This is a genomic window from Kitasatospora sp. NRRL B-11411 (assembly GCF_000721345.1).
Lineage (GTDB): Bacteria > Actinomycetota > Actinomycetes > Streptomycetales > Streptomycetaceae > Kitasatospora > Kitasatospora cineracea.
On sequence record NZ_JOGH01000336.1, the window covers coordinates 1 to 286 of the forward strand.

Below are 286 nucleotides of genomic sequence, written 5' to 3' on the forward strand. Positions count from 1 at the left end.
CTGACGGATGATCAGTGGGCGCTGGTGGAGCCGTTGCTTCCTCCTGCGCGTCCGTCCGCACCGCCGACACCGTGCCGGCGGCGACCAGGGGATTCGATGCGGGCAAGAAGGTCAAGGGCCGCAAGCGGTTCCTGGTCACCGACACCCTGGGCCTGCTCGTCGCGGTCCACGTGGCCGCCGCGAGCGCCCAGGACCGCGACGGCGCCCGCCGTCCGCTCCTGTGGGCCCGGCTCGACCACCCGCGGATCGAGAGGTTCTGGGCGGACCAGGGCTTCGCCGGCCGCCT

General features: G+C 73.4%; 1 pseudogene. It reads left to right on the top strand.

Features of this window, described 5'->3' with window-relative positions:
- Positions 1-89: 89 nt before the first annotated feature.
- Positions 90-286, top strand: a pseudogene (locus tag IH44_RS49000) (transposase); the annotation flags it as partial.